This is a genomic window from Vibrio olivae (assembly GCF_042428525.1).
GTDB lineage: Bacteria > Pseudomonadota > Gammaproteobacteria > Enterobacterales > Vibrionaceae > Vibrio > Vibrio olivae.
In genome coordinates, this window is sequence record NZ_JBHMEP010000001.1 from 999856 (window position 1) to 1026719 (window position 26864).

The window sequence follows — 26864 nt, forward strand, 5'->3', positions numbered from 1 at the left end:
CTAAAGCGCCTCCGGCCATGGGTTTTCCGCTTGGATTTTGGCGCGTGCACCGAGCGCTTGTTGCTCGAGCGCTTTGGCGCCATCTTCATCGCCTTGCAAGCGTTTAATCACCGCTTCGGCAATCAGTGGGTCTACCATTTGGGCGTAGTGGTCGCGGCGAGCCTCATCCACCTGGTTAAACTCGGCAATGTGCTTCGCACTGGTATCCACAGTCCATTGGCCATCCTGCCACGTACAGTATTGCGAGCTCGGTTCCTCAGCCGTCCACCCTTTTGGCACGTCGCCAAGCGTTTCCATGGTTTGGGTCACGCTGCAGTCTTCGATGGAATACAATGTTTCACCCCGTAGGTCGGTGACGTATTTTGTTGTTGTCGGGCGCCCATGCTCAAATTTGCTGACAATCACCGCTTTACCTTCAACCTTTGGTAGCGGCTCAGTGAGTAAAGCGCGTTTGGGGTATTCATCCATTTTCGATTGACGAATGAGCTCGACCGCCACTGGGTTAACTTCCAGCGTGTCTTCATCAAAGGTCCAAAACTTCATTTTCATAATGCGTACCCTACCCATTCAATGTATCCAAGCGGCTGCGTTTCATCGCCGGTGTTGGCGGTTGACCTTGAGGTATCGAACTCGATGCGAAACGCAGTGCTATCCCCCGTACCTCGCCCCGAACCAGCCGACGAGCCTCGGCTAAACGGCCCACTACCAAACGCGGTAGCATCGCCGCGCGTTGCACACAAATAACCAAAGCTGCCTTTGATCACCTGCATCGCATGATCGTGCGTATCACCAACGAGCCAACTTGAACCATTCGCGGCGCGGGTAAAGCGCCCTTGGCGGTCGGGCACGTTAATCAGGCTATTATCGGTGTCATCAATCCAATGCGGTTTGGCCTTAGCCAAACGGTGATACACAGCAACCGGTAATTGCTGGCCAATGGCCAGCACCATGGTTTCGGGAATATCATCGGAGTCCCAACCGATCGTTTCACCAGGGAGTTTCGGCACATACGGATTCCAGTACCACGGCTTGGTACTGTCTTCCCACCCAGGGCGGCGGTTGTCTGAGTTTGTGGGGTCAATTCCGGCCAGCGATTCAACATTGGAATACCACTGCCAATAACGCACTGCGCCAGTGTTTGGGTCCTTTGTAAAGCACAGCTCACCTAATCGGTATGCGCGCTCAGGGTTAAATTCCAAACACTGCGTTTCGGTCATCAGCGGATATTGCTTGTGCGGGTTGTCTTCTTGCTCATGCTTGGCGAGGCCGCCTTTGACGCGCAGGTCGGTCACTGAGCCATTGGCATCAATGCTCGCCAGTTTCGCCAGATAATGGGCGTGGCCTTGGGTGTCCACATAATCCGTTAAGTTATCTTCAGAGACTAAAATCGTCGGCACGTTTTTCCACACCGAGAGCTCCGAGCCCTGGCGAACGACATCGACATAAAACGTGCACGGCTTGGTGTCCACGAGTTGTGTTAGGGTTTCATCTAAGATGGCGCGCAGACCGCCGACATACACATCACCAGCAGAAACTGTATATTGGGAATCATCCTCGGTTTGCGCGACCTCAAACCCACCAACAAACGCCGTGTGGCCATAGGTATCAAGGTTGGTCAGGCGCATTTCTTCCTCGATACCAAAGAGCCGCGCCTGGTAATCAATCTGCCAAGTCGCCGCATCAACATCGATGCCTGCGACCTTAGCGGCCCCATCATAGGCTTGAACCAGCGATTTGGTGATGGCCATGCCAAGCTCTTTGGTCTCATCAGCCTTGTGCACCACCATGCCGCACGAGTTGGCCACTTTATTATCGTGAAGGTAAATCGCGTTAAAAATAAACTGCGGTTGATTGCTGGGAATAACCACCGAATACGCGAGCGCGTTCTCGCCCATTTTGCCCACTTGGTCTATACGCTGAGAGTGAACCCATAGGCTTTTGTCCGGCAGACCGTTCGCGCGGTCAATGGGCGCGCTCGGGTCGAGCCCTGGAATATACGCAAACACCATTTCATTCATGTCCGGCGCTTTACCCGCACTGATTTGGTTTTGCAAATACTGCTCAAATTGAAGTGGAATGACGGTTTGACTCATACCATGAATTTCCTTTTGTCATAAACGGGCGATAAAGCCCTGTTGACGGTTTTGAATAGGCTGCGGTTTGAACTCGATGTTTAGGCCGTGGGTTTCTTTGGCCACATACACATGACGAGAGTGAGACAGCGCAGCGCTGCCCATGGAAACCGACACATTAAACATGACCTCAAAACGGTAGCGGCGACACGTGCGGCCATACTGCTCAATGAGCGTCTGAGCCAACCGGGCATTGCTTGAGATATCCCCATCGCTCAGTTCAATCGTGCACACGTCCCACTGCTCTGGGTCTTCGCGCTCTTTAAACGCCACGATACCAATGCCGAGCCGCTCAAAAATGCGTTTAAAGCCGCTCACGCTGCCCGCATCTTTGGCGTTAATCGCCGCGTATTTCACGCGCTTTCGAAACAGGCCAAGCGGCTCACCTTCAAAGCGCGTAATGTCTCTGTCCCAAGCGATGAGTTTGAGCGTGCGCTCACTGCAGGTCAGGGCGTCCATTTGATTGAGCGGAAACAGCAACCAAGCACGAATCCTTTGGAAGTAACCAAATACACCTTTGGATAAAAAGTAAGGCTCTTTCAGCTCGTCACTGGTCGTGCTGCCATCTTGCCACCAAGGAATGATGGTTTTCGGCAGTTTGGGCGCGTTGTGCTCAGCCATCTTCAAGCTCTCTTACAATCAGCGATTGCAGACGGGGCTGCTCAAGACCGCTCACGATGTCTTCTTGGATTTTTCCGCCTACGGTGAACCTTACTGAGCTCACCAAAGCCATGTGAGTGTGAATTTCACTGCCCAGCCGCGACAAACTAAAGCGGCTCAGTGGCTTGGCGCGCGTCATCTCTGGGTAGGCCGCCGTTTCACGAAACGCCGCGCGAATGCGCCCTTCCACTTCTTCAAGCTCGTTGACGATTTGTAAATCGGTTAAGTTGGCCGCGAACACCACCTCTGCCACCATGGTTTGAGGGGTGTCGGGAATGGCTTTACAGGTCAGCACATCGCCATGGCCATGGTGGCCTTGTTCCATGATGTATTGATTCAGTTGGTCAAGTACCGGCTTCGGCGTCGCGCCCACTTCCATCAAAATCAATGCCTCGGCGCTGCCTGGCGTAATATGGCCCGTGTTATTGAAATAGATATTGTCGCTACGAATACCGGCGACACTGGCAATAATCGAGCGATAAACATCATCGATGTGCCATTCGCCCGAACTGGTGAACGCATTTTGGATGCGAAGCGCGAGCTCTTCATCGCTCTCTTCTTCGGCGCCAAGCTGGGTTATCCAATCCGATTCATTCACCGCATCAACAATGCCGGGTAACTCTTCGGGGATGATATTGAAATAGCCAGCAGGTAGGTTGTAAGCCGAGCCGGGCTCAATGGCGCAAGTTAGAACTTTTCCGGTCAACTGCCCCGCTTCAATGACGGTGTTTTCCAGAATTTCCACTTGGTACACCGCGCCCTCAATGGGCAGGGTTTGGATTAGTTTACCGGCTTCGACCGTCACCGCATCCGTAGCGCTCGCCTTGGTTAAGGTGATGTAGCCTTGGGTTTTCTCAGCCTCTTTAGGCTCAATGTTATGCTCCCAGGCTTTGAGTTTGAGCGCCCAACGCTCAGCGGTCCCGACGTACATATTGGGCATAATGTGCCCCGCCAATAAGGTGCGGATCAGCCACACACTCGGCGTCACCACGGCGGCGCGAACCCAGCGCCAGAACGGCGACATTTCCGAGTCGTTGGAGACTTTGCTGCCGGCGCTCACCACATCGTTTTTCAGTGTTTGTTCAAAGTCCGCTTCGGTCACCGGCACGCCGGATTCACTCAGGATATCGATAAAGTCGGCCGTTGGTCGTTTACTCATAGCCCCTCTCTTAGACTGAAATGGTCAGGTCGCCGTAGTCATAGGCGGTGGCGGTTAAATCAATGTGGCCAACCGCGGATTCCGTAGCCGTCGCGGTGCCAGGGATTAATCTGGTGTCCAGCTCCGCGAGTTGTTCGACTTGCACCAGAACGTCAGCGCGCAGGGCTGGGTTTCGCTCGGCAACCAGCAAACGGGCCAGCCCCGATTCCATGATGGCGTGTTTGATGTCCTGGGCGATGCAGTACAAATCGCTGCACTCAGTCGGTTGTTGGCCTGCGTCCATTTGCCATCCCCCATCAATGACTTTGATATCGATGTAACGTTTATCCGGCATTGAGTTCGTCCCATTCTGCGAGTTGGTCGGGCGTGATGCCGTTGGGCGCGGTGATATACACATCGCCATACGAGGTGGTTTTGGCGCCCTGCTTTTGTGTGGTTGTGGTGACGTTTTGGACCATGCTGGGCGGCAGCGTCGGCGTAGTATTGGGCTGCTTATAATCGGCAATGCTGCCTGTCATCGAGCTTGGCATCTCGGGCGCCTCAAAGGCCACCGGCTCAATCGCTTTTGGCGCGTTACGCTCGGCTTCAACCGCCGTACTCACTTCTGGCGTATCGACATCACTGCCAAATTCAATGTCCACACCGGGGATCAAGTTGAGTAAATCGACAATCCCTTCAATCGCGCCAGAAATGACTTTAAACCACGCGGTGTCTTTAAACGCGGCGGTTAAGTCGTCCCACCAATAAATCACCGCGCCTACGCCCGCAATCAAAAGCGCGATGCCGGCAACCACCCAAGTAATAGGGTTGGCCCAAAGCGCTGCATTGAACAGCCAAGCGGCGGCCGTGGTCGCAATGGTGCTAATGCGAAACAGCTTCATCACCCCATTGAGCGCGCCCATGGTCACCGCCCATCCACCGGACATCATTTGGCCAATCCCCATGATGAGAGACAGTGACGCGACTACGCCGCCAAGGGCCAAAGCGCCAACCGCCGCGTATGCAAAGAGTTGGGTCAAAAACGGGAATTCATCCGTCCAGCCGGTCACGACGGTCAAACCATCCGCTATCGAGCCAACCAGGCTATTAATTGACGGCAGAATCGCGCCAAACACCGCCGCGCGCACCGCAAACCAGGCCGATTCCAATCGCTCCCATTGGTCGGTCATCGCACCGGCCATCTGTTCAGCTTTGGACATCCCTTGCACGTTACCAAGTTGCTCAATGCTGCTTGCCAAGCCATCGGTGTCAGCCATCAACAGCTTAATCATGCTGACCGCTTCTTCCGAGCCAAACGCCTTTTTCAGGTCGGCCGACTCGGCTACGCTTAACGTATCACCATACTTGCCTTTGAGTTTGTCGAGGATATCGAGCATGGGCAGAATTTGGCCCTGGCTGTCGGTAAACGACAGATTCAATCGGTCCTGGGCATTAGCGACACCGGCTAAGAACGTTCGATACTTGGTCCCCGCTTCGCTGCCACTCATGGTCGCTTGCAAGGTCCCCAAAATCGCCATTTGCTCAGACATCGCCACGCCTGCCGAGGTCGCATTGGCGCCGACACTGGTGAACGCGCGGCTCATTTCTGAGCCGGTGGTTTTGAACATTTGCACGGCCATGGCAGTTTTACCGGCGACGTCATCCACCCATTCGGCTTTACCCATCTCGGCCGCTTGGTTTTTAAATATCCCGTACATGGTGCCCATGTAACTGGTGATGGTGGCGGTATCCGCTTTGGTCGCCGCGGCCAACACACCCGAGGCGCGAGTAAACTGCGACAACTCATCGCCATTTAAGCCCGAAATGGCTGACTGAATATCATAAGAAGCCGCGACGAAATCGGTCGCCGATTTGCCATAGTCGGCCGAGAAATTGAGCGCCGTGGCTTGAAGCTGCTTTAACGCATCATCGGCCACGCCCAGTGATTTCACCTCGCCCAGTTTGCGGTCCATTTCAATCGCCGGCATCAGCGCGTTTTGAATCGCAAAGCCGGTCGCCACCAAACCCGCGCCGCCGGACGCCATGTTTTGCAGACCTTGGCGACCCACATTCATGGAAGACTGCACTTGTTTGGTAATGCCTTGCAGTGGCTTGGTCACTTGGTCGACCAGGGCCACGTGCATTAATAGCTTGTCCATATTCACCTTACTTTTTGAACAAACGGCTAATGGCGCTCATGACGGCTCGCTCTTCTCGCTCGAACTGGTGTTTATCAAGCCAAATCGCTCGGCTTAAACTCTGCTCGTCATCGGGCTCACTTGGCAGAAAATGACGGCGCAGGGCAAAGGCTTGTTCGATGGGGTTATCCTCAATGCGCTTTGCCCTTTCGGTTATTTTTTTAGCGAGATTTCAATCCCGCCTTTCGACGCGCTGCTCACCGTCGCGTAAAGCTCAATGGTCAGCCCAGGCACACTGTCTAGCAGCCCCGTTAACTCGTCTTTTTGCTCGGGTTTTACCGTGCGCGTTAAATACGCATAAGCCGGCGCGACCTTGTTGTTGGGCATCATGTCATTGGTGTAGTTGTTGGCATCTTGCACTGTGGGCGTGAATTCAAAATCCGTTGGGCCAACAGACACAATCACCGGTTTGGAGGTAAAAGCAGGTTTAGTCATGGGTGTTCCTCTTTGTCTTTTCGCGCTGCTTGCGCCAGTTCAAATAATCTTCAGCTTGCTGAGCGCATTGGCTCAGCGCCGCTTTTAATCTCGGGACATCGTCACTCGCGGTGACACTTGGCGTCGTGGCTTTGAGTATCGGTTTAGTGCAAGGCACGATAAGCCCGGCCGGCGGCAACATCGGGCGCATCACGACCTCAGTACGGCTCACGCAGCCGCTCAGTAACATCGCGAGGCCAAAGCTTTTGATAACAGGGCTCATCGTTGAGCCTGTCACGGAGTTCTTGAATATCATCATTGAGCTTTGCCTCTTTCTCGTTTTGCGCTCTGGCCCGCTCAACCAAGAGCCGATTGGCCGCTTCGCTTTGTTTTGTGAGCGCCTCAATCGTCGTTTGACTCACTTGGTTAGTCGCCAGCGCCGTCTCGAGCCGCGCCCTTAAGGCCATCTGCTCCGCGCGACTGGCTTTTAACATTAACCACATCGACACCATGATCACTCCAGCCACAACCAACCCAAACCACTTGGCCCACTTAAGGCGTTTAAATGGCAATGCAGCGAGCATATTCCTGCTCCCGTCGGTTGATTAAACCTTTGAGCTTGACCCCACCGCCATACACCCAGCGCTGAAGTTCATCACACGCTTTCGCAAATTGGCCTTGTTTAATGCGCCGATAAATCTCGGTTTCACTGCCGTCTCGGTTACGTTTGAACCGCTCGCACCCGGTGTTAAAACTGAACGAGGTAAAGGCATCAAACTCACCTTGTGACATCCTCTCGCCCGATAGGGCTTCGGCCTGGGTAATACAGCGCTCGGCATCGCTTAAGTTCGCCACCCAATCGGCCGCGATTTGCTCGAGCGAAACCGTCTCGCCGCTAACATCGTGCGTATTGCCAATGCCATTCGTCACCAATCCCGACGGACACGTATAAGGATCTTGTCGACACCCTTCGGCATTACCAATCAACGCCAGTCCCACCGCACTGATCCTTAAGGTGCCTAGTTCTATGCCTTCTATGGTGACGGCGCCCACCGGATGTGCGGTATTGTTCAAGGCGACGCCACCGGTGACCAACCCGATCACCGCGGCCACCGAGCAAATAAGGCGTTTAGTCAGCTTCATTAAGCGCAATCCCCTTTTCTCGGGCGATGCGTTGCATTGCGCGTTTGTGCCAGTAATTAAGCCCCAAAGCGGCAAGACCGATCACCAACGACAGGATGAAATACCACTGCTCGAACGTCAGTTTGCTGAACGTCATGCCAAGCAGTGACATCAAATAAGCCGTTCCGGTGGTGACTTTGTCGTACCAATCTCTCATGGCGTTACTCCAATTCGGCTTGGCAGGTCGCGCAATAGCGGCAGCCCATGATTGCCACTCGGCGCCCTTCGGGAATGTCATCGCCGCATTCCACGCATTGTTTCGCGCTTTCCTGCGCCGTGGTTTGCACGCGCTGTTTGAGTTGATGGGCAATCGCCATCTCGGTGAATTTCGTTTCCTGGGTACTGGCATGATCGATAAAATCCGGCATTGAAACGCTCTCTCTTTGGTAATGGCTTACATCAAGCCGCGGGTATCATCCGCACTCAGGTAGGAAATCCCATTGATGCGCACAAAATGGGGACTGGTGACAAAGCCGGTGAGCTTGCGTTTGCTTTTGTCGCTGCTGTTGGGGTCCACACTCAGCAAATCTGAGATTTGCAGCTTGACGCCAAACAGCTCAATTTTGTCTTCCTCATCCCCCGTGTTCGCATAGAACATGCAGTCATGAGCCGGCACGGCGCGCCAACTCCCTGCTTCACGCGCTTTTTGCTGCAGCTTGCGAAAGTTGTTGAGGTCGAGCTCATACTCGACTTCACAGCTCACCGCGCCATGGGTAAAGCCGGTCGGAATACCGCGCTCTTTGTCCACGGCGGATTCATCATTAATGGTGGCCGAGGCCGACTCGACGTGCACCAACACACCGAGAATATTGACGTCGAAGCTTCGACCGGTATAACGAGCATTCATCGATTAGGCTCCTGATTATTGCTTGATCATGATGCCAATCGTGATTTTCACGGGGCACTCATAAGGCTGAACCGCAAGCAAGATTTCCACTTCTTCGTTGCTTGCCCAGGTAATGGTGATGTCTCCGTCTTCTGGCGGTTTGATTTCGCCTGGAAACTCGTAATCGCCAATTTTGGTGACCACCGCCATTTGGCGTAAATCTTGGGTGAAATAGAGTTTGGCGCTCGCTTCGCTCGCTGGCGTGGAGTTGAATTCACGATCGGCAATGCGTGCGATGGCGCGAACACGGACTTTGCGCGCGGCTTTCATGGCCACGCGGATATGGCGAATGTCTTGATAGTCACCACCAGGCGCATCGAGGGTTCGGCCTGTCGTCCAATATTGCCCTGGATAATCGGGGTACCACATTGGCACCGCAATGCGATTTTCTTCGAGTGTGCGAAGCACAGAAAGCTCAAGCGCTTTATCGTCTTTATCCGTCAGTAAATCGGTGCTGCCGAGCACGCTGCCGGTTTTCACCCGCGCCGGTGAATCAGCAATCGACACTTCTTGGTTGGCGAGGCGGCCGCAATATTTACCGAGTGTTGAGCCATCGGCGTGAACGCGCGGCACCACGGTGATGTATTCGCTGGCGATATCTTTGGGAATGGCGACGATTTTCGCTAACCACTGCGCCCACGATTGCCCGTCTTCACTGCGGTCAATCTCGGGCAAACAGCAAATCGCAAAGGTTTCACGGGCAAGCTTGCTTTTGAGCTCGGTGCGCAGTGCCACCGCGCTTTCAAGCAGCGCTTTATCGGCCGCGGGAAAGTCGAGCACAAACGCTTCAAAGCTTGAGGTCTCATTGGCTTTAAACACCGCGTCTTGCCAGTTGTCTTTTTCATCGATGATCATCACGCCTGCGGTCCACTCGCTTTTGCCATTGAGCTGCGCGGCGGTCACGGTGGCCAATAGCGAGGCATTCGCCTGAGCTAACGCGTCATCCAAATCGGTTGTGGCGTCGACCATGATGAGGTTTCGCTCAGCGCCTTGAACCGCGCCGAACCCGACAAAGAGAAAGTGATGCTCCACCCCGGCAATGGGGCCGTTCATCAGGTTTAAAATTTTGATAATGACGGTAGGCCATGCCATGTCTAATTACTCCTGTTTCGGTTTAATTCCCGCTTGATGACCATCGCGGCGCGTCTGGCGCTGATGCCAATTAAGCGGCGCTCGGGGCGGTCGATGTCCCACTTGCGAGCGGGGTGTTTGTTCTCTAAATCACTGATGACTTTGGCGGCCTCTGCCACCGTCATGTTTTGCATGATGAACTTGAGCGTCGGTTTCTTGCCCCGGTTCTGGCGGCCTGTTGCTGGCAACCTAAAATCTAAGTCACGTAGCGCTTTGGCTTGCTCACGTGTCGCGGGGTCGGTTTTCTTGGGCTCGTTGGCTTTCTTTGCCTGGTTAAAACGCTGCTGTAGTCCGCTTTTTTGCGCTTCGCCACTATGGTGAGCCAATGCAATGGTGCCGCGCCTTGAGGGCCAACCGACCACCAACACGCGATGGTCACTCTTTTGAAAATGCTTGAGCTTTTTGGTAAAGCCACTCAGCATTTTGCGCCGTCCCCGCTTGCGTTTGGGCCACGAGTTCCCCTCAGGGTCGCGCTGGGCACGAATGTTCTTTTTGGTGGTTTTGGTAATGTATTTACCCAGCGTTTTAAGCACCCGAGTTCGCGCCTTTTTATCGAGCCTTAAAAGCGCGAGCTGCTCCTTCATTCGCAGAAAGCTGCGCTTATCGGCGCGAACCTCAAGCACGGCGGCTCACCACATCGGTCACCCGCTCGGCCTGCCAAATGTCATACTCTTCAATGCGCCAGCTCTGGCCTCGCCAAGTGATGGGACCGTTGTCGTCTTGAATGACTTTCACCGGCTCTTCAAACGTCACCGAAATCAGCACCTCGGCGCTCTTGTCATCTTCCATCACCACATCAACTTCGGGGTCGTCTAAGTCATCATGGTCAAAGCGCGACGCGTCGTTATCGATTAGCCAGGCGCCAACGTTGGCGAACAGCACCGCGGGGTCATAGTGGGTAAACGGAAACTTATCGAAATAGAAATCCGCCTCGTAACGCTGATACAACAGATCAAACCCGTGGCCCATGTTCTTGCTTTGCAGCTTGAGTTCGACCCGGCCCATTTCACACTCCATGCGCTTGGCGATTTTCTCACCCACCACGGAAGCCAAGAACGCTTTGAGGTCGCGCAGCTTATAACCGGCTTGATATTGTGTGCTCATAACAAATCCACCGAAGAGCGATTGAGCCCTTTCATATTGCGAATGATGCGCTGGCTTTCCGCAAGTAACTCGCTTCGTGTTTGTTCGCTACGCTCCGCTAAATGGTCACCCTTGTCTTTGGTGTGCACCGTGGCAATGTCGGGCAGTAAATCGGCTTTGGCCCTGGCAAACACCGCCGACTCGTACTGGTATTCCACGCGGTTTTTGTCATTTAATTTGGGAAACGCCGGCACCTTGGCCGCACTCTCATATCCCTTGTTCAAATAGCTCTGCTTCAAAGAGGCAACTTGTTGGTTCACTTCCGCCATCGCATTGACCAACGCAATCGCAATGCGCTGGCCATCTTGCGCGGCGGGAATGCCGCGGCGCTGCTCAAAAGCACCAGCGTTAATGTCGGGCCAAAACCCATCGTTGGTGATGGTGGTGTCTTGATAATTGGCGCCGGTTGAACCTGCAAACATCACAAAGCCTTTTCGCTAATGAATTAATAAAGGCGCTCTAGCCACTGGGTCGACGGCATTGAGTGAGCTGTTGCTACTCGTACCTCGCCAGCCGAGCGCGGCGGCGTAGGAGTCTTAAAGATTCGTATTTTCTTTGAGCGCACGTAGGCGCTGCTCAATTTTCTTGATTTGGGTTTTCACCCCGATTTTGTCGTACTTGTCGTGGGCCAGCTCTAACAAGTCACGCGCTTTTTCAAGCGTTTCAATCCGGCCAATACTGGTGGCTTGCGGCTGCCCGTCTTCGTTTCGGATCAGGTGCAAGCCAGCAAAGCGGTACCACTTGGCCTCGACTTCTTCGTGAAGCTGCCAATCGTGCTGAATCTTCTCAAACACGGTGGTAAAGTACGGCTCAATCGAGTGACCACGCTCGGATTCTTTTTCCGCCCAGGCTAAGACTTCATCGGCGCACACCGTTGGCCAGTCGCGGCGAAAGTTCTCAGGCGTGGGTAAATCCAGTTCAATCGCTTTTAAGCACCAATCGATGGCGGTCTCAATGTCGGCGACATCAAACAGCCAAATCACCATGTTGGTGAAAATCGGGTTTTCAAACACCTCACCACTGGCGAGATAATTTTCGACATACGCTTTGTATTTCGGGACCAGGACGCTGCGTTTGTGCTCAACACGCTGGGCAATGGCATTGAGCCGGCGCAGGTACTTGCGATCTTCTTCAAAGTCGATGAGCTTAATGTGCAGGCTTTGGGTATTGGCAGCGGAGACGCGCTCCGATGCCACCTGGTTAGCGTGCGAATCAAGAAGCTGACGACGTTGACGGGCTAATGGGCTAACCATGGTTTTCCCCTTAAGCGGCCGCTTCTGCTGGCTCGACGACCGTGACGTTTTCAATCGCAGCAAACTTATTCAAGTTGCCCACGGCGTAGCCTTCCATGCGAATATGGTTTTGCTTATAGCGAAGCGTGTCTTCGTCGTTTTTCTGGCGGCGCCACTGCGTGCCTTCTTGGGTTAGGATTTGCAGGTTCTTCACGTTGGTCACCCAAATACTGGTAGGCTTGAAGAACGGCGGCGTGTAGGCGGTTTTGCCTGCGATGGTCTTGGCGAGGCTCTGCGCCGCTTTGTGCTCGGTCGGTGTTTCGGCCGATTCCAGTAAGCGGTGCTGCTCCGCGGCGACCAATTCGGAGCCCACTAACACCACCAAATCCGGGTCTTGGCGATGCTCAGGGGCAATCGTGGTATTGATCAAGTCTTGCACCAGAGAGTCCAAGTTCTTATAAGAATCCGCGGATTTTCCCGTCGCATCGAGATTGGCTTTCGCAAGGACCTGCGTCCCCTTTTTCTCTTTGACGATGGTCAGCCAACCTTTGTTGACGTCTTCACCGAGTGGGTTGTCTTTGGGCTTGGTGACCGCGGCCACCGAGGTGCCGTTAAACCCGATGCGCAGCATATCGAGCGCGAAGCGGCGAGCAATCGCGCTTTGCATCATCTTAAGCCATTGACCTTTCGAGCCCGAGTTCGCCCATTGGGTCATGGTTTCCCATAGAATGTGGGCACCGGAATCGGTTTTCACCAGCTCGTAGGTGTTGCCACTTTGGCCCACTTCGACACTAAAACGCTCGCCATCACCGCGACCAGTTGAGAGACCGTCGTTACCAACATCGACCACTTGGCCTTTGATTTGCTGCACGGGCAGCAACGAAATCATGCCAAGGAACGCGTCCGAGAGCATAATCGCCTGGCGCAGTTTGGTTTCCATTGGCGGCGTGAGATTAAACATGCCAACGCCGGCATCAGCGCCGGCGGCCGACAGCGTCGCCGCGGTGTATTCTTGAAGGTATTTGGTCGAAATCGCATTCAACATTTAGAAAATCTCCGCGGTAGAGAACTTGTCATCAACGCCGGTACCCTGTGGCTCTTGCCCAGGCACTTCATTGGCAAGCTCGGCGAATTTGTTTTCCAATCCCTCGACTTTTTCAAGCAGTGGATTGAGTTTGTCATCCAGCGTGGCCGCGAACTGCGCCGCCATATCATTAGACGGTTCAGGCTCAGGCTCTGGGCTTGGCTGCGCGAATTCTTGCTTGAGTTCGTCTTTCAGCTCTTGTTTGAACGCACTAAAGTTCTCTTTCAGTGCGGCCTTAAGTTCTTCTTCGGTCACGGTGGTGTCCTCTGGTTCAGGCTCGGCGGGAGTCAGCGCGGGCAGCTCACCGCCAGATTGGAAGTGGCTTGCAAGTGTGGCGAACGCGGCCGCTAAACGGCTTGAGGTGTAAAATTCACTGAGCTCAATCACCTCGAGCGAGTCGGTTTCAATTTCATGCGTTTCGCCTTCTTGGCGTGAGAAGGTCAGGCGCGTCGTCCCCGTGGATGCAGGAGAGTCAGTCACAGCAAGACCGACGAGGTACGCGCGCCCGGTGCCTTGAAAATCGGGATGCAATTCAATCGATGAGTAAAGCTTTTGACCTTTCTTATTGGCCGAGAGTAGATAGTCGTTTGGGGTAATTTTGGCGAGCAGGCGCATTTTGCCGCCGCGCTTTTCGGCTTTGACTTCGGGCACTTCCCCCCAGTTATTGCCAGCAAACACATTCCAATGTGAGCGCGAATGCTCTGGCCAAATTAAAGCGGGATACACATCTTGCGAGTAGGACTCGCCCATCTCTTTAATTTGCGCTGCGCTGATTTGGCGACCATCGACGGTCGCGCCCTCAGTGGCAACAATTTTCCAATCACTGGTTTTGCTCATTGTCGTAATTTGCCTAGCTCAATTGCGTCAAATGCCTATCGAATACGGCCAACAATACGCCTTTGAATGCCGGCTTTCAGCCGATTGTGTTCGGGTCAATTCGGATACAAGCCGTATCCGAAGCACGCCGAATTTGAGTCCGTCATTTGGCACATTTCACAGCGTATGATGCGCGTATGGCCTATTCTCCCGAAGTACGACAAGCCGCCCGAGCGCTTTACTTAAAAGCTTGGACGCCACGCGAAATCGCCACCGAATTAAAGCTGGGTAATGAGCGCATTCTCTATTACTGGGCCGATAAATTTGGTTGGCGCGATATGCTGCGTGAACAAACCATCGATGAGGCGATTTCCAATCGCATTCAGACGTTGCTCGAGCTGCCCGAGCCGAGCAAGAACCAGCTTGATATGTTAGATCGGCTGATCAAACATCACGCCGCACTGAAAAAACAGCGCGCCCTTGAAAAGCAGCAAGATGAGCCGTCGCGTCAAAGCAAAGAGCAACATCGAAAGCATCAAGAACGCCAACGCCCTCGTCAAAAGAGCGAAACAGATACAAATAAGAAGAAAAAGGCGCGCAAGAAAAATGACATTAGTGAGCTGGCGATCGAAGACTTTGCGACCTGGCATGATTCGCTGTTTGAATATCAACACATCATGCGCGACAACATTACGCAGCGAATTCGCAATATTCTCAAGTCACGCCAAATTGGCGCCACCTATTACTTCAGTGGTGAAGCGTTAGAAGATGCGATTTTAACCGGCGATAACCAGATATTCTTATCCGCCTCGCGCGCCCAGGCCGAAGTGTTTCGCAGCTACATCATCGCCATCGCCAAAGAGTTCTTAGACATCGAACTCAGTGGGAACCCGATTATTCTATCCAATGGCGCCGAGCTGCGCTTTCTATCGACCAACAGCAAAACCGCGCAAAGTTATCATGGCCACGTCTACGTCGATGAGTACTTTTGGATCCCAAAATTTGATGAGTTGAACAAACTGGCCTCGGCGATGGCCACTCACAAGAAATGGCGCAAAACTTATTTCTCAACGCCGTCATCGAAAATGCACCAGGCGTATCCGTTTTGGACCGGTGACCAATGGCGAAAAGGCAAAGACTCGCGCGCCAACATTGAATTTCCGACTTTTGATGAATACCGAAAAGGCGGCGTGCTCTGCCCCGACAAACAGTGGCGTTACGTCGTCACTATCGAGGATGCGGCAGCCGGCGGCTGTGATTTATTTGATATTGAAGAGCTGCAGGACGAATACAGTAAAGACGATTTCGATAACCTCTTTATGTGTATTTTTGTCGATGGCGCCCTCTCCGTCTTCCGTTTCTCCGACCTGGAAAAAGGCATGGTGGATTCGGCCCAATGGCAGGACTTTAAACCCAAAACCAAATCGCCCTTTGCGCGGCGCGAAGTATGGCTGGGTTACGACCCCAGCCGCACTCGAGACAACGCGTGTCTGGTGGTGATAGCACCGCCCGTGGTACCGGGCGAAAAGTTCAGAGTTCTCGAAAAGCATTATTGGAAAGGACTCAACTTTCAATACCACGTCGCGGAAATCGATAAAGTGTTTGAGCGCTACAAAGTCTCGTACATCGGCATCGATACCACCGGCATTGGCGGCGGCGTGTGGGATCTCATCAGTAAACGCCATCCCCGTGAAGCGCACGCTATTCACTACAGCAACGAAAACAAAAACCGTTTGGTGATGAAGATGATCGACATTGTTGAGGCCAAGCGTCTGCAATTCGATGCCGAGCACAAAGACATCGCAATGGCGTTCATGGCCATCAAACGGGTACCGACCCAAAGTGGCAACGCCATGACCTTTAAAGCCGAGCGCAGCGAAACCACCGGGCACGCCGACGCGTTCTGGGCGATTTCCCACGCGATCATTAATGAGCCGTTAGACCACGCCAAACCAACAAAATCAACCTGGGCCACTGCAGCATGACCGACACACTGACTACGCAATACCAACCTAGCGACGCCTCAACGTCGGCTTATCATATCGATTCGTCATCGGAAGCCGTCGACGCCAACAGTTGGATGACCTCGTACTCTGAGCTCTATTACAACGAAGGCGAGGATTATTGGGAGCCACCGATTTCTCGCCTAGGCCTCGCCGAAACCTCGCGCGCGAATGCCTATCATGGTTCGCTATTAAAGGCGCGCGCCAATTACGTCGCAGCGCGTTTTGTGAAAGGCGGCGCCAAGCGCCGGCACGTGCAAGCCTTTTGTAATAACTACTTTACCTTTGGGGATGCGGCGTTTCTTAAGATTCGTGATGGGTTTGGCCGTGTGGTTCGCCTGTTCCCGCTGCCGAGTATGTACCTACGCCGCCGCAAAAATGGGGATTTTGCGCTTTTAGAACGTGACTTTACTCAGCGCACCTATAAAGCCAAAGACATCATTTTCTTACCTCAAGAAGATTTGCAGCAGCAGATTTATGGCTTGCCTGATTACTTAGGCAGTTTGCAAAGCAGCTTACTGAACAAAGACGCCACGCTATTTCGTCGCCGCTACTACAAGAACGGCGCGCACATGGGCTTTATCTTTTACGCCACGGACCCCAACCTCAGCGATGACGACGAGCAAATGCTCAAAGAGAAGATTGCGAGTTCAAAAGGCGTGGGGAATTTTCGTAGTATGTTTGTGAATATTCCAAACGGCGGAGAAAAAGGCATTCAGTTAATCCCCGTTGGCGACATCGCCACGAAAGATGAGTTTGAGCGAATTAAGAACATTACCGCCCAGGATATTTTAGTGGGCCACCGCTTCCCTGTGGGTAAAGCCGGCATTATTCCACAAGGGACAACCAGCTTAGGTGACCCGACGAAAATTGGTAGTGAGTACGCAAAAGATGAAATCATTCCGGTGTGCCAGCTCATTATGGATGAGGTAAACAGCGACCCCGAAATCATGCGTAACCCACCACTGCAGCTTCAATTTGATACAATAACAAAAGAGGCGGAATAACCGCCTCTTTTACCAGTCACGGTGATATTTTTACCGAGCATACTCTTCACAAACTGCTGTTCTACGTGCCGTAGCCATATAGATATCGTTATATTTACGGAGCACCATAGGTGATTGAGCATCATAGGAACCCATTTTTGCTTTGTCAGAGAAGCAAACATAAAAATCAGAACCTTTAACCTTGATCACTTTTAAAGAGTACTTCCAATACTCACTATCGATAATTATCTCATCTTCCGTTATGGAAGTAGCTAATTGATTGATATCTTTAAAATTTTTATATTCATACTTAGAATCTATCATGGGCATTAAAGAACTATTAAATGATGTAATATCTAGTTTTTCATATAGTTCTTGCATAGGATAGGCCCATGCTTTAAATGATAAAAAAAACATAAAGAAGTAAATGAATTTATTCATTCGAATTTATCCGTCTAATTTATATCAGTATCTTCTATTTATTAACCGCCTCTATATCAATCATGGAGAGGAATTTCCTGACCTACTTTCCCCAAGTTAAAGAGTGGAATGTTCTTAGAAAAAATCGCTACTTTTTCTTTGTTCACCCCTTCTAAACGGCTTTCATCGGGCTCCTCAAACGCTCCGTAACCATCGAAAAACTCCAGCAAGGTTTGGTTGTCATGTTTCTCAAGCGCCGTTTTCAAAGACTGAGCTTCCGGCCCAAAACAATTAGTTAATCTTTCTTGGTAAATATAAACAACAACATTACGTTTTTGCTCTAAAGGAAGCGCATCAAACCATTCATCACTAGGAAAACTGAATTCACTCGCTCGAGCATCCGCGACACACTGATCACTTTTCTGGACCCAATTGGTGATGCGTTTTTCAGTATCCACTTCGCTACTGCAGCCCGTTAATAAAGCTAGAAGGATAAGTACTTTATAATGACGCATTTGAAACACACTCCCAAAACTTACGTTCTTGTCCGTTAGTTGACCAAGTCATAGGCTCGGCAACCTTATAAATACGACCTTTAACAATCTTGGGTACAGAAGCCATAGATTGACCAAGTTGCTCCCAGTCATACTCTCTGATTGTTATCATTTTTTCAAAAGGGCTATTCGTGATGCCCGGCGAACCAAAAATATAATAAAACGGCGTCGCCGCTAACACGCCAGCCATGAGGTTACCAGCATCCATGATACCTTGTATTTCTGCCACCGCGTGTTTGCTTTTTGGAGTCAACTTAAAATTACTGATATCGCAATAACCTAGTGAAGCCATGAATTTGTCCATTATTGTATAAAAACAAACCATAAAATATACACTAGGTTTCATTTAAAAAATCACTGATATTGTAGGTAAAATGACGTTTTTTGTCTCAGAAAACTGTACAAAAACACAGTTAAATGACGTAATATCAAACAGTCAATCAGCAAGCATTAGGTAGCCCAATGAGAGTATTTTGCCCTGAGTGTGGCGCGAAAAGTTGCATTCAAAAGTCGAACCGAATCAGTTCTAAATATACCGATTTATATTGTTCTTGTAGCGAACCTGAATGTGGTCATAGCTTTGTTATGAACCTAACTTATAGTCACACTTTAAGCCCAAGTGCGAAAACGACATCACAACTTGCCTTTAATATGGTTCAAGCCTTACCCCCAGAACAACGCAAAGAGCTTCAACACCAGCTATCGATGCTATAGTTTAAACGCTGGACTTTCCTGCTCATCAGCCATTGCAATTATCGATTGAATGGCTTTTATTTTTTCTGCGTCAACGAGTCCAGGGTTATCAGCTATCAATAAAGTGAGTATATAGCGCCCTGCAATGTACCTTCCTGCACCACTTTCACTTAACGCAACGCCATCGATCACCAGTTCTAGTGCTTGTTTGAATAATTCATTTTTGTCTGACATATCAATATCCTTACCAACCTCATCAGTAATATACTGTATATATATACAGGTTTCTACCATGAATTAATTAGTCCTTTTACATTAGAAAATGGCGATATAAAAATGATGTGGGTAAATACGTTACTCCGTCATTGGCCAATCAGTGTCTAACTCTGGAAATATGGATAAGTTCGGCTGCCTGTATTCACTCCTTTCGACATTTTCTAAAGCCTTATCCCACCCTTCAAAGTGTGTCCAATTTTGGCTATCGGTAACCTCTCTCCGAACTTCGACTAACTGAGCGGGTCTTCGATTACCGTACTCATCTACCTCCACTGGGCGGATTTGAATACTTTTCTCTTCATCGATTTTTAAACTGCTGCCTTTGAGTAACGCAGAAATAGCCGGCTCATCATAAACAGGTGGAGATTTACCCAGTTTTTGGTTTGGACTGAGTAACCGATTAAGCTGATCGCAGACTTGACCTTCGCGGTGCTCCGTACAGTTATTGACAGAACTCCGAGAGGCGGCAGAGCCGCCAATTGCGGTCGCTTCGCTCCCTTTGGAAAACGCTTCAGCTTCATCTTTCTTTTGAATCGTCCAGACTTTAAGGCGAGTTTTAATGGTGGTTTCTGGTGTTTTGAACCCTTCAATTTTGCGGACCTCTTCACCGTGAGGAGAGGCAAATGGCAACACTTCATACGAGTTCACGATCAGTAAATCATCGCGTTTTACGAATGGTCCGCCCTGCCCCATGATGTAGCCTTGCCAGTTGCCCTCATCGGCCGCTTTTAGCGTGTCGATTACGCTGGCATCACCGCTTTTAACTCGAGCCTGATAGCGATGGCCAATCACCTCAATCAGCTCTCTATTACTAATTAAACGACTTGGCTTGATGGGTCCCACCAATTCACGTTGCAGCATCGAATACAGCGTGAGTAAGTCGACGCGCTCTTGCATAAAGAGGTAGTCCATAAAGGCTTTTTTGTTGTGGTTGGCAAAACGGCGCAGCTCTCGATAGGTTGTCACTGGCGCCCCACCAAAGAATTGAAATTGGCGAATGCGCCAGCGACTTTTCCAGGCACTGACGTTTTTCGCCATGTCTTTGACTGATTTGCCGGTCTCGTCCGAAACGTCGTCATCCATCGCGAAACCGTCAATATTCTTAGAAATGTATTTGGCGATGTAGCCTGTGGCTGTGCCTTTCTCTGGGTCAATCAAGCCAAAGTCGCAACGTGGTCGATAATCCATTGGGCCAACGTATGCCCCTTTTCGAAATGGCTTTTTCTTTTCTTTTTCAAGCTCTGGATGGAGTTCGTGGCGGTCTTCGAGCGTGGCGTAGGAAATGAAGATGTCACGCACTCGGGTAACCTCTTGCGGCTTAACCCAAATCAACAGGTGCCAATGTGGCGTACCATCATGATGAGGCTCTGCGACACGAACACCAAACCAACGGATTTCGTCACGACCTAACTTGGCACGGATACGCTGCCAAACCTTATTGAGGTATAACTGAGCGTCACGTGGGCTGGCTCCGCTCCAGTGGTCAATGAATCCACCCTTTTTGTAGGAATTGTGATATTTGGACGGCGTAGTGAGAGTGAGAAACAAACCTTGCAGACCCAGTTCGTTACCAATGTCCTCACAACCACGGCAACGCACCATGAGTTCGTGCCGGCGGATAGCGGGATTCGATACGCTCTTTAGCACCATCTCAGCAAGATCAGCTTGCTCACCGGTCTCTTCATCAAAGAGCTCACGCTGCTTGATATAAGCCCAGTTGCGCTTTTGTTGATCCTGGTGCTCACGAACGCAGTCCCAAGAAGCATACGGTGAGGCTTTTGAAGATACTTGGCCCATTGCAATGGCGAGATGCTCGCGCATAATTTTGCGAGATTTCACGAGCCTATCGAACCACCATTTGTCGCTGATCATGCGTGAAATATCATTCAGCGCTGAGAGTTCATTTTGCTTTTTGTATTTGCGAGGCGCTTTAATGCCGAATTCTTCGACAAATTGAGCCAGTTGCTCATACCCGTCGACCTCCGGTATATAGTGTTCACGGATTGGCAAGGTTTTGTTGATGGCTTCAACGTCTAGCTTTGAAATTTTTCGACTGATTACTTGAAAGCGAGAGTTCATTATCTCTGAGATTTTGAACGCCATTTCTCGCAGTTCATCTTGCTCAAGCTCCGCAAGGACCCGGTTTCTTACACTCTTATGGTTCTTTTCGGCTTGCTCAAAATCAAATGAAGTTTGCTTGCGCTCAATATCTTCAGGATGGCCATACTCTGTAAAAAACACGGGGTGAAATGAGTCTACGTCCTCACCGTGCTCTTTAGACAATAAAGCCACTTTGTGTGTCGTTGGTAGTGCTTTGTATTTCTGCATGACTAAACGGACACGCTCAGTCGCCGGTGCCATTTTTTGACGTAGAAATGTATTTGCGACTTTCGCGCCGGCCTTTTTACAGAGCTCAATGTACCGTTTGGCAAAATACTTGGCTAAGTACATCGGCACATCCTGAAAGAACTTTTTGCGCCATTCATGATCACGGGGGTTTACTTCGAACATTTGGCGTTCGATGACAGAAAGGTCTTCGGGCTCGGGTTGGTAAGAGGAAAACCGAGACGCCAAGCAGCCCGCTTCAACAGGTGTTAAAGGGGCTTGCCATGGGAAGTCAAAGAGTTCGATTTCGGTCGATTCAGCTCTGGGGATCATGCTGATATAAGTTCTTGCGTAGTCATCAACATAAACCCGCCTTTACCGCGACCTTTACTGATGATCCCGCGGTCAGCTGGATTTAGGACACTGCAATTCAGAACAATACAGGCTTGATTGACGGCGTCTTGCAGCGAATCGAATTCACCAATAAGGACATTGGCGACTTCTTGTGTTTCTTCATGACGAACGATTCCGCCATCGGGACAAAGGGTTATCGCGGCGTATTGCATCACGCTTCCTCCTTTTGATCACGGTATTGAGCAATGAGGTCGATTAGGTCATCTTCTATTTTCAGCAAATCCTCTAGGGCTTTGTCTGCTTCGAGCATGACGGCATGGTTGATTCGATGTGTTGTGAACTGAGAGAAAACGATCACATTGACTAAGTGCAGGCTTGACGAGTACTCAATTCGAATGGTCACAATATCAGCGCTATCGAAAGCCAACGCGGTCAGGCTACTCAGTGTGGCAAGGATCGCTCTTTTGTATGCGATATCAGTAATCGTGTTATTCACTTTTAGACTCCTACATCAAGGCGAAAAAAAGCCCCCGGTTACAGGGGCAAAGGTTGGCAAGGTTTAATGGGTATTACTGAATTGGTAATGCTTGAGGCGGCGAACGTCGCCCAGCTTGCTATCAAACTCGACGGACATTTCCTTTATTAGCTGCATACCACGACGAATTTTGGTGAGCTCTAAGTCGGTGAAGCTATCAAACTCTCGAACGTGTTCCGCCGCTTTAAGGTCGCCAGCGATTAGAATCATTCCGCGAAAACGTGGTGGCATTTTGTTCCACATCCCCTTCAACGTGGCGCGAGTATGTCGTCCATTGAAAAGCGATTTACAAGCCGCAATGCTTTCTTGAGCTGTCGGCAAGGTTTCTGGTTGAACTGTGACTAGATTATTCATGGTGACTCCTTAAGCTAAGCCAGGCATCGGCGCACCATTGACGACAAAGTCCATTCCCATAGAAAGCATGGGGGTCACGCCGGTGGTGCGGTTTTCAAGGTCGGAAATCATTAAAACGAGGTTGCCCAGAGCGGCATGGGCCTTGGCTAACGTTTTATTTTTGACTGAACGAGGTAAGCGTTCTGCGCTGCACATTTGCATTGCATCGCCAGAGAGCTCACCACCGAGCGCGCTGTTCATTAACGTGCGCTCTATAAAGTTCTTCTCTTCTGAGCTTTCCGGTAGCGCAACGGTGACCGTTCCTAAGTCCTTATAAAGAACGTTGTGAATCGAGTAGTCACCAGAGTGATAACAAAGCCATGCCAGCTCAATGGCATACAACTTGTGCGGCTGAGCTGGGTTTAGTTTGTTACGTAGCATCGCCTCGCCCATTTCCATCTTTCGAGCGACTTCAGACATGTTGTGATTAGTTGCAAATGCACAGCAAGCTTCGTCAAACGCGTTTTGTTTGAGCTCACGTAAACTGTACATGGCATTGTTTTCATCCATGTTTGAGAATCCTTAAAGCAACGGAGGAACGCAAATGACTGCCCAGGCAAATACATGAAGCCAAAGTGGGCAGTAAGTTTTAGTCGGTATGAGAGAAACAAAACACATGAACTACCCCAAGACAGCGATAGCTTCACGTGCCGCTAGTTCGTGCATCGCAACCATGTTTATCAATGGCTTATCTCGACGCTTGTCTTTAGGTTTGATGATGACGCGACCTTCAGTAACGTACTGTTTGATGGTGCCCATCGGTAGGCCAGTAAGGCGTGAGTATTCTTCGTAGGTCACATAGGGACTTAGAGGTGGTATCTTGTAAGTTAACATGGTGATATCCTTGCATTTATATCTATCTTCATCGGCTGTCTATTGCTTTGGTCGGCGTAACATCCGAAAACAAGTTTAGTATTGATCCGATTTTTCGTACGGTCAACGTATTTTCGTACAAAATTGAAATCAATCACATTATGGTGAACGATTATGAGTGCAAAATTGGCTATTTTTGATTACATCAAAGGCGAGGCATTCACTGATAAACTAAAAGAGATCAACGGAGTAAACTCTCTTGGCGATCTAGCACAAATCTATGGCGTGCCTAAAACGACGTTTAGTACTTGGAACTCACACAACAGGAACTCTCACGAACTAGTTGTTCGAACTCATTTACGTACAGGCATACCAGTTAAAGAGCTAATTCTCCCTAGCGACTATCCAGAAGCCGAATTACATCATTCTTTTTGGAGTGATAAGCAAACATCTAGGGTAGATAATGCTCCAGCAGCCCCTGAGAAAGAGAATCCGCAGTTAGCCATTGTAGCGATTAAGAGTTTTTGCTTGACGAATGGCCAGCTTTTACCAACAGGGGAAATGCCATATGCACAGCGCATGTTTAAATCATGGGAACTGGAAGCGAATAAAACTGTTGAAATAGAAACAAACGAAGGACGCTTTCTGATAGATAAACGATTCAATGATGCAATGAGTGGTGAATATTTGATTGATATGAATGGACGTTTATCCATAAATTACGTTCAACGATTGCCAAAAAAACTTGCAGTAGTTTTCGGAAGTTCAACAGTCGAAGTTCTGGATGAGGATATAAAAGTGATTGGTCGAGTAGCTGTAATTTTGAGTAAACAATAAATTCATATCAATTATAATGTAAGTAAAGTAAAACCCAAAAAATATTAAAATTAACTTAAGCGATATATTTCGCGTACGATTTAGCATCTGAAAAATTTACTTTTCATGCGCTTCAATGATTTCGGCGAAAATAATTTGTATCATGAATAAAAGTAACTGAGCGAAATCAACCATGCGAAAGCTTTAGTAGGAGCTAACCAACTCTAACCTAAGACTTTGAAAATATTCACCTTTTTAGTGACATAGACATAAACCACGGCATTATTGTGTGAATAAATTCATATCTTTTCTTAACATCAAGCCTTGGCAAGCTTATAATATTTATGTCAGGTTCTTTGTATTTCGAAGACTAAACAGTCCCTATAATTAGGAATAACTCACAATATTGCTAGCACGTCTAAATCTATGATGTGCTGTTTTTTATTATTATTAAGTAATGTTTTTATGGAAAAGAAAGTCAAGGTATATGTGCTTACAACTCGTAATGAAGAACGAGTCCAGCATTTGGAGTCCCTTCTTAATGATATCGAGTTTGAGTTCATCGATTCTTTAGGTGTAGATGAACTCAAAGAGCTTGAAGATAAATTTTCGAAAGACTCTTTAAGATTTAGAAAAAAGGCATTGATGCTTGGGGAGTTTGGTGCCTTTAGTACTCATTCTAGAGCTTGGGAGCGCATATCCAAATCTAAAGAAATAAGTATTGTTATTGAAGATAGTGCTGACTTTGTAGAAGACCCATCAATACTTTTAAGCGAGGACGTTTACAACCAAATCGTTAGCAGTGGATTGATTTCATTTACTAATTATGAAAAAGAGTTAGGCAAATCTATTAACAAGCCAGTTTTATTCAATGAACTTAAAGCAAATAAGGCATTTCCAATTCGTTGCTATGGGATTACACCTGAAACGGCCAATACTTTACTAAACAACTTAAGAGTATCCGGTATGGTTCAGCCAGTGGATAAGTGGATTTCAATTTATAAGTTATCTGGAGTATCTGGCTTTTTAAGTGATTTAGGTATTGCCGTTAGACGAAATGGAGTACAAAGTATCGCAAATGTAAAGCGAGGAAAAACCTCATTTAATCCTTTGAACTTGCTTTACCGGAGGATAAATAAAATTAAATATAAGTACTAGTTTGTTGTTACCTGAAATTTTTAAATAAACTTAAAAAATAGTTGAAAAGTGAATTGCCGCCTAATCGCCTTCCGCTAACCGATGAAGGCGTTCGGCCTTCTCCACACATCACACCAATCATAATATCTCAGCTATACAATATCTCTGCTTATAAATGGCAAGTGCCTCTTTAAGCGAAAGCCGCTCAGTACGTTTGTAGAATATCTTCTGCTTCGCTCCATCCAAACAAACATCATCTGGAGAAGGTGTCCTGCTATTTATAATGTAGTATCTCCTCTCCAAAAAAGAGAGTCTTGGGGCTTACCGAAACGATGCTCTTCTATTTGTCAAAAGAAAGCCGCAATCATCTTTGTTCGTTTGCAACAGATTTAAACATTGCAAAATCTCTCCCACACAAATACTGTATATAAAAACAGTATTCATGCGTATTTATGAGTATCCGCAATCTTAAAGACAGCAGTAAAAAGCCATGGCTTTGTGAGTGTTACCCTCAGGGCCGAAGAGGTAAACGCGTTCGTAAACGCTTTGCGACCAAAGGTGAAGCGACGGCATATGAGCAATTCATCATGCGAGAGGTTCACGATAAACCTTGGCTTGGTGAAAAAACCGATCATCGCCGTTTAAGCGACCTCCTTGACACTTGGTGGCTCATGCACGGGAAAACTGTGAAAACTGGGCATCGAAGTTACCGTGTACTTAACAAAACCATCCAGATGCTTGGAAACCCTATCGCTAGCCAACTGACTGCTTCAGATTATTTGAACTACCGCGCTAATCGCGTTCGCCTTCAACCAACGAGACAAGATATCGCAGTCTCAGCGACGACTCATAATATTGAACTTAAAACTTTTAAGTCCCTGTTCAACAGGTTGATCAAAATTGGTGAATGGAAACAAGAAAACCCTGTCAAAGATATTGAGTTGATAAAAACATCAGAGCGAGAAATGGCCTTTTTGCGCAAAGAGGCTATACCACCGTTCTTAGATGCTGTTCGAACCGATATTAGTCCAAAATCAGCTCAGATTTTGATAGCCTGCAAGATTTGCTTAGCAACGGGGGCACGTATTGGTGAAGCTTTGGCACTTAAGCACAGCCAAATATCAAATTGTAAATTGACCTTTACCGATACCAAAGGTAAAAAGAACCGCAGTATACCGATATCGAAGAATCTACATCGTGAGATTATCGAAAACGCAGTCTCTGAGCATATCGTATTTAATGTTCGATACTATACAGCGTGGGAATGTGTGAAACGGGCGTTACCAAAGTCGATACCCAGTGGACAAGCGACCCACATACTTCGCCATACGTTCGCAAGCCATTTTATGATGAATGGTGGAGACATATTGGTTCTGCAGCGAATTCTTGGCCACCAAAACATTGAACAAACCATGACTTATGCCCACTTCGCCCCCGAACATTTAGTCCAGGCTATAGAGCTAAATCCTCTTGAAAATTGAGGCGACAAAGTGGCGACACTCATCAGAAACCCTCGGTTTTAGTCGGTTTTAAACGGTATTAG

Annotated in this window: 37 protein-coding genes; 6 read left to right on the plus strand and 31 right to left on the minus strand. The window is 49.3% G+C overall.

The window, feature by feature from the left end; translation table 11 throughout:
• The 21 genes from ACFFUV_RS04570 to ACFFUV_RS04670 all read right to left on the minus strand — a co-directional run bounded on the left by ACFFUV_RS04570 (nt 1) and on the right by ACFFUV_RS04670 (nt 14037).
• Nucleotides 1-549 (minus strand): hypothetical protein, encoded by a 549-nt coding sequence (locus ACFFUV_RS04570; RefSeq protein WP_390190056.1) that lies wholly within the window; start codon nt 547-549, stop codon nt 1-3.
• Nucleotides 546-2093: a phage tail-collar fiber domain-containing protein gene (locus ACFFUV_RS04575; protein WP_390190058.1), complete on the minus strand. Its 1548-nt coding sequence runs from the start codon at nt 2091-2093 to the stop codon at nt 546-548. The genes ACFFUV_RS04570 and ACFFUV_RS04575 overlap by 4 nt, the downstream gene beginning before the upstream one ends.
• Nucleotides 2094-2111: 18 nt before the next feature.
• Nucleotides 2112-2753: a phage tail protein gene (locus tag ACFFUV_RS04580; RefSeq protein ID WP_390190060.1), complete on the minus strand. Its 642-nt coding sequence runs from the start codon at nt 2751-2753 to the stop codon at nt 2112-2114.
• The gene (locus ACFFUV_RS04585) at nt 2746-3951 is read right to left on the minus strand and encodes a baseplate J/gp47 family protein (protein WP_390190061.1); all 1206 of its coding nucleotides are present in this window, start codon (nt 3949-3951) and stop codon (nt 2746-2748) included. Before ACFFUV_RS04585 ends, ACFFUV_RS04580 begins: the two co-directional genes overlap by 8 nt.
• A 10-nt stretch (nt 3952-3961) precedes the next feature.
• The gene (locus tag ACFFUV_RS04590; RefSeq protein ID WP_390191844.1) at nt 3962-4285 is read right to left on the minus strand and encodes a DUF2590 family protein; all 324 of its coding nucleotides are present in this window, start codon (nt 4283-4285) and stop codon (nt 3962-3964) included.
• Nucleotides 4275-6089, minus strand: coding sequence for a phage tail tape measure protein (locus ACFFUV_RS04595; protein ID WP_390190062.1), 1815 nt, complete (start codon nt 6087-6089; stop codon nt 4275-4277). Before ACFFUV_RS04595 ends, ACFFUV_RS04590 begins: the two co-directional genes overlap by 11 nt.
• A 7-nt stretch (nt 6090-6096) precedes the next feature.
• Nucleotides 6097-6285, minus strand: a complete 189-nt coding sequence (locus ACFFUV_RS04600) for a DUF6890 family protein (protein WP_390191846.1) — start codon at nt 6283-6285, stop codon at nt 6097-6099.
• A complete protein-coding gene (locus ACFFUV_RS04605; protein WP_390190063.1) occupies nt 6282-6563 on the minus strand; it encodes a putative phage tail assembly chaperone in 282 nt (93 codons plus the stop codon). The genes ACFFUV_RS04600 and ACFFUV_RS04605 overlap by 4 nt, the downstream gene beginning before the upstream one ends.
• Nucleotides 6556-6774, minus strand: coding sequence for an Rz1-like lysis system protein LysC (lysC, locus tag ACFFUV_RS04610; RefSeq protein WP_390190064.1), 219 nt, complete (start codon nt 6772-6774; stop codon nt 6556-6558). Before lysC ends, ACFFUV_RS04605 begins: the two co-directional genes overlap by 8 nt.
• On the minus strand, nt 6761-7126 hold the full coding sequence (locus ACFFUV_RS04615; protein ID WP_390190066.1) for a DUF2570 family protein: 366 nt from the start codon (nt 7124-7126) through the stop codon (nt 6761-6763). The genes lysC and ACFFUV_RS04615 overlap by 14 nt, the downstream gene beginning before the upstream one ends.
• Nucleotides 7104-7685: a lysozyme gene (locus tag ACFFUV_RS04620; RefSeq protein ID WP_390190067.1), complete on the minus strand. Its 582-nt coding sequence runs from the start codon at nt 7683-7685 to the stop codon at nt 7104-7106. Before ACFFUV_RS04620 ends, ACFFUV_RS04615 begins: the two co-directional genes overlap by 23 nt.
• Nucleotides 7672-7881 (minus strand): HP1 family phage holin, encoded by a 210-nt coding sequence (locus tag ACFFUV_RS04625; protein ID WP_390190068.1) that lies wholly within the window; start codon nt 7879-7881, stop codon nt 7672-7674. The genes ACFFUV_RS04620 and ACFFUV_RS04625 overlap by 14 nt, the downstream gene beginning before the upstream one ends.
• Before the next feature lie 4 nt (nt 7882-7885).
• Nucleotides 7886-8092 carry a TraR/DksA C4-type zinc finger protein gene (locus ACFFUV_RS04630; protein ID WP_390190069.1) on the minus strand — a complete coding sequence of 69 codons (207 nt, stop codon included), beginning with the start codon at nt 8090-8092 and terminating at the stop codon, nt 7886-7888.
• A 26-nt stretch (nt 8093-8118) separates the two neighbouring features.
• Nucleotides 8119-8571, minus strand: a complete 453-nt coding sequence (locus ACFFUV_RS04635) for a phage protein (RefSeq protein ID WP_390190070.1) — start codon at nt 8569-8571, stop codon at nt 8119-8121.
• A gap of 15 nt (nt 8572-8586) precedes the next feature.
• On the minus strand, nt 8587-9702 hold the full coding sequence (locus ACFFUV_RS04640; protein ID WP_390190072.1) for a DUF2586 domain-containing protein: 1116 nt from the start codon (nt 9700-9702) through the stop codon (nt 8587-8589).
• 2 nt (nt 9703-9704) lie between these two features.
• Nucleotides 9705-10364 carry a phage virion morphogenesis protein gene (locus ACFFUV_RS04645; protein WP_390190073.1) on the minus strand — a complete coding sequence of 220 codons (660 nt, stop codon included), beginning with the start codon at nt 10362-10364 and terminating at the stop codon, nt 9705-9707.
• Nucleotides 10357-10845, minus strand: a complete 489-nt coding sequence (locus ACFFUV_RS04650; RefSeq protein ID WP_390190075.1) for a phage tail protein — start codon at nt 10843-10845, stop codon at nt 10357-10359. Before ACFFUV_RS04650 ends, ACFFUV_RS04645 begins: the two co-directional genes overlap by 8 nt.
• Nucleotides 10842-11306, minus strand: a complete 465-nt coding sequence (locus ACFFUV_RS04655; RefSeq protein ID WP_390190076.1) for a head completion/stabilization protein — start codon at nt 11304-11306, stop codon at nt 10842-10844. Before ACFFUV_RS04655 ends, ACFFUV_RS04650 begins: the two co-directional genes overlap by 4 nt.
• Nucleotides 11307-11420: 114 nt before the next feature.
• Nucleotides 11421-12137, minus strand: a complete 717-nt coding sequence (gene gpM, locus ACFFUV_RS04660) for a phage terminase small subunit (protein ID WP_390190078.1) — start codon at nt 12135-12137, stop codon at nt 11421-11423.
• A gap of 10 nt (nt 12138-12147) precedes the next feature.
• Complete coding sequence (locus tag ACFFUV_RS04665; RefSeq protein ID WP_390190080.1) at nt 12148-13161, minus strand: phage major capsid protein, P2 family; 1014 nt, start codon at nt 13159-13161, stop codon at nt 12148-12150.
• Nucleotides 13162-14037, minus strand: coding sequence for a GPO family capsid scaffolding protein (locus ACFFUV_RS04670; RefSeq protein WP_390190082.1), 876 nt, complete (start codon nt 14035-14037; stop codon nt 13162-13164). It lies immediately after the preceding gene.
• Nucleotides 14038-14213: 176 nt separating this feature from the next.
• On the opposite strand from ACFFUV_RS04670, the gene ACFFUV_RS04675 reads away from it, so the two are divergent.
• Nucleotides 14214-16001, plus strand: coding sequence for a terminase large subunit domain-containing protein (locus ACFFUV_RS04675; RefSeq protein WP_390190084.1), 1788 nt, complete (start codon nt 14214-14216; stop codon nt 15999-16001).
• Entirely contained in the window at nt 15998-17026 is a 1029-nt protein-coding gene (locus ACFFUV_RS04680) for a phage portal protein (protein WP_390190086.1), read from the plus strand. The genes ACFFUV_RS04675 and ACFFUV_RS04680 overlap by 4 nt, the downstream gene beginning before the upstream one ends.
• A gap of 30 nt (nt 17027-17056) precedes the next feature.
• On the opposite strand, the gene ACFFUV_RS04685 is transcribed toward ACFFUV_RS04680, so the two are convergent.
• The 3 genes from ACFFUV_RS04685 to ACFFUV_RS04695 are packed head-to-tail and all read right to left on the minus strand — an operon-like array spanning nt 17057 to nt 18325.
• Nucleotides 17057-17446, minus strand: a complete 390-nt coding sequence (locus ACFFUV_RS04685) for a hypothetical protein (protein WP_390190088.1) — start codon at nt 17444-17446, stop codon at nt 17057-17059.
• A 56-nt stretch (nt 17447-17502) separates the two neighbouring features.
• Complete coding sequence (locus ACFFUV_RS04690) at nt 17503-17940, minus strand: hypothetical protein (protein ID WP_390190090.1); 438 nt, start codon at nt 17938-17940, stop codon at nt 17503-17505.
• On the minus strand, nt 17927-18325 hold the full coding sequence (locus ACFFUV_RS04695; protein WP_390190091.1) for a hypothetical protein: 399 nt from the start codon (nt 18323-18325) through the stop codon (nt 17927-17929). The genes ACFFUV_RS04690 and ACFFUV_RS04695 overlap by 14 nt, the downstream gene beginning before the upstream one ends.
• A gap of 116 nt (nt 18326-18441) precedes the next feature.
• Here ACFFUV_RS04695 and ACFFUV_RS04700 point away from each other — a divergent pair, with 116 nt between their 5' ends.
• Nucleotides 18442-18693, plus strand: a complete 252-nt coding sequence (locus tag ACFFUV_RS04700) for an Ogr/Delta-like zinc finger protein (RefSeq protein ID WP_390190093.1) — start codon at nt 18442-18444, stop codon at nt 18691-18693.
• On the opposite strand, the gene ACFFUV_RS04705 is transcribed toward ACFFUV_RS04700, so the two are convergent.
• The 7 genes from ACFFUV_RS04705 to ACFFUV_RS04735 form a co-directional block, all read right to left on the minus strand.
• A complete protein-coding gene (locus tag ACFFUV_RS04705; protein ID WP_390190094.1) occupies nt 18688-18906 on the minus strand; it encodes a hypothetical protein in 219 nt (72 codons plus the stop codon). The genes ACFFUV_RS04700 and ACFFUV_RS04705 overlap by 6 nt on opposite strands.
• 120 nt (nt 18907-19026) lie before the next feature.
• Complete coding sequence (locus tag ACFFUV_RS04710) at nt 19027-21606, minus strand: replication endonuclease (protein ID WP_390190095.1); 2580 nt, start codon at nt 21604-21606, stop codon at nt 19027-19029.
• A complete protein-coding gene (locus tag ACFFUV_RS04715; RefSeq protein WP_390191848.1) occupies nt 21603-21839 on the minus strand; it encodes a hypothetical protein in 237 nt (78 codons plus the stop codon). The genes ACFFUV_RS04710 and ACFFUV_RS04715 overlap by 4 nt, the downstream gene beginning before the upstream one ends.
• The gene (locus ACFFUV_RS04720) at nt 21839-22123 is read right to left on the minus strand and encodes a hypothetical protein (protein ID WP_390190097.1); all 285 of its coding nucleotides are present in this window, start codon (nt 22121-22123) and stop codon (nt 21839-21841) included. Before ACFFUV_RS04720 ends, ACFFUV_RS04715 begins: the two co-directional genes overlap by 1 nt.
• A gap of 63 nt (nt 22124-22186) precedes the next feature.
• The gene (locus ACFFUV_RS04725; RefSeq protein WP_390190098.1) at nt 22187-22516 is read right to left on the minus strand and encodes a hypothetical protein; all 330 of its coding nucleotides are present in this window, start codon (nt 22514-22516) and stop codon (nt 22187-22189) included.
• Nucleotides 22517-22525: 9 nt separating this feature from the next.
• Nucleotides 22526-23065 carry a phage regulatory CII family protein gene (locus tag ACFFUV_RS04730; protein WP_390190100.1) on the minus strand — a complete coding sequence of 180 codons (540 nt, stop codon included), beginning with the start codon at nt 23063-23065 and terminating at the stop codon, nt 22526-22528.
• A gap of 111 nt (nt 23066-23176) precedes the next feature.
• On the minus strand, nt 23177-23389 hold the full coding sequence (locus ACFFUV_RS04735) for a hypothetical protein (RefSeq protein WP_390190103.1): 213 nt from the start codon (nt 23387-23389) through the stop codon (nt 23177-23179).
• Nucleotides 23390-23542: 153 nt separating this feature from the next.
• Here ACFFUV_RS04735 and ACFFUV_RS04740 point away from each other — a divergent pair, with 153 nt between their 5' ends.
• The 3 genes from ACFFUV_RS04740 (at nt 23543) to ACFFUV_RS04750 (ending at nt 26802) form a co-directional block, all read left to right on the plus strand.
• Nucleotides 23543-24205 carry a helix-turn-helix domain-containing protein gene (locus tag ACFFUV_RS04740; protein ID WP_390190105.1) on the plus strand — a complete coding sequence of 221 codons (663 nt, stop codon included), beginning with the start codon at nt 23543-23545 and terminating at the stop codon, nt 24203-24205.
• A 444-nt stretch (nt 24206-24649) separates the two neighbouring features.
• The gene (locus ACFFUV_RS04745) at nt 24650-25342 is read left to right on the plus strand and encodes a glycosyltransferase family 25 protein (RefSeq protein ID WP_390190106.1); all 693 of its coding nucleotides are present in this window, start codon (nt 24650-24652) and stop codon (nt 25340-25342) included.
• 431 nt (nt 25343-25773) lie between these two features.
• Entirely contained in the window at nt 25774-26802 is a 1029-nt protein-coding gene (locus ACFFUV_RS04750) for a phage integrase (protein ID WP_390190107.1), read from the plus strand.
• The last annotated feature ends 62 nt before the right edge of the window (nt 26803-26864 follow it).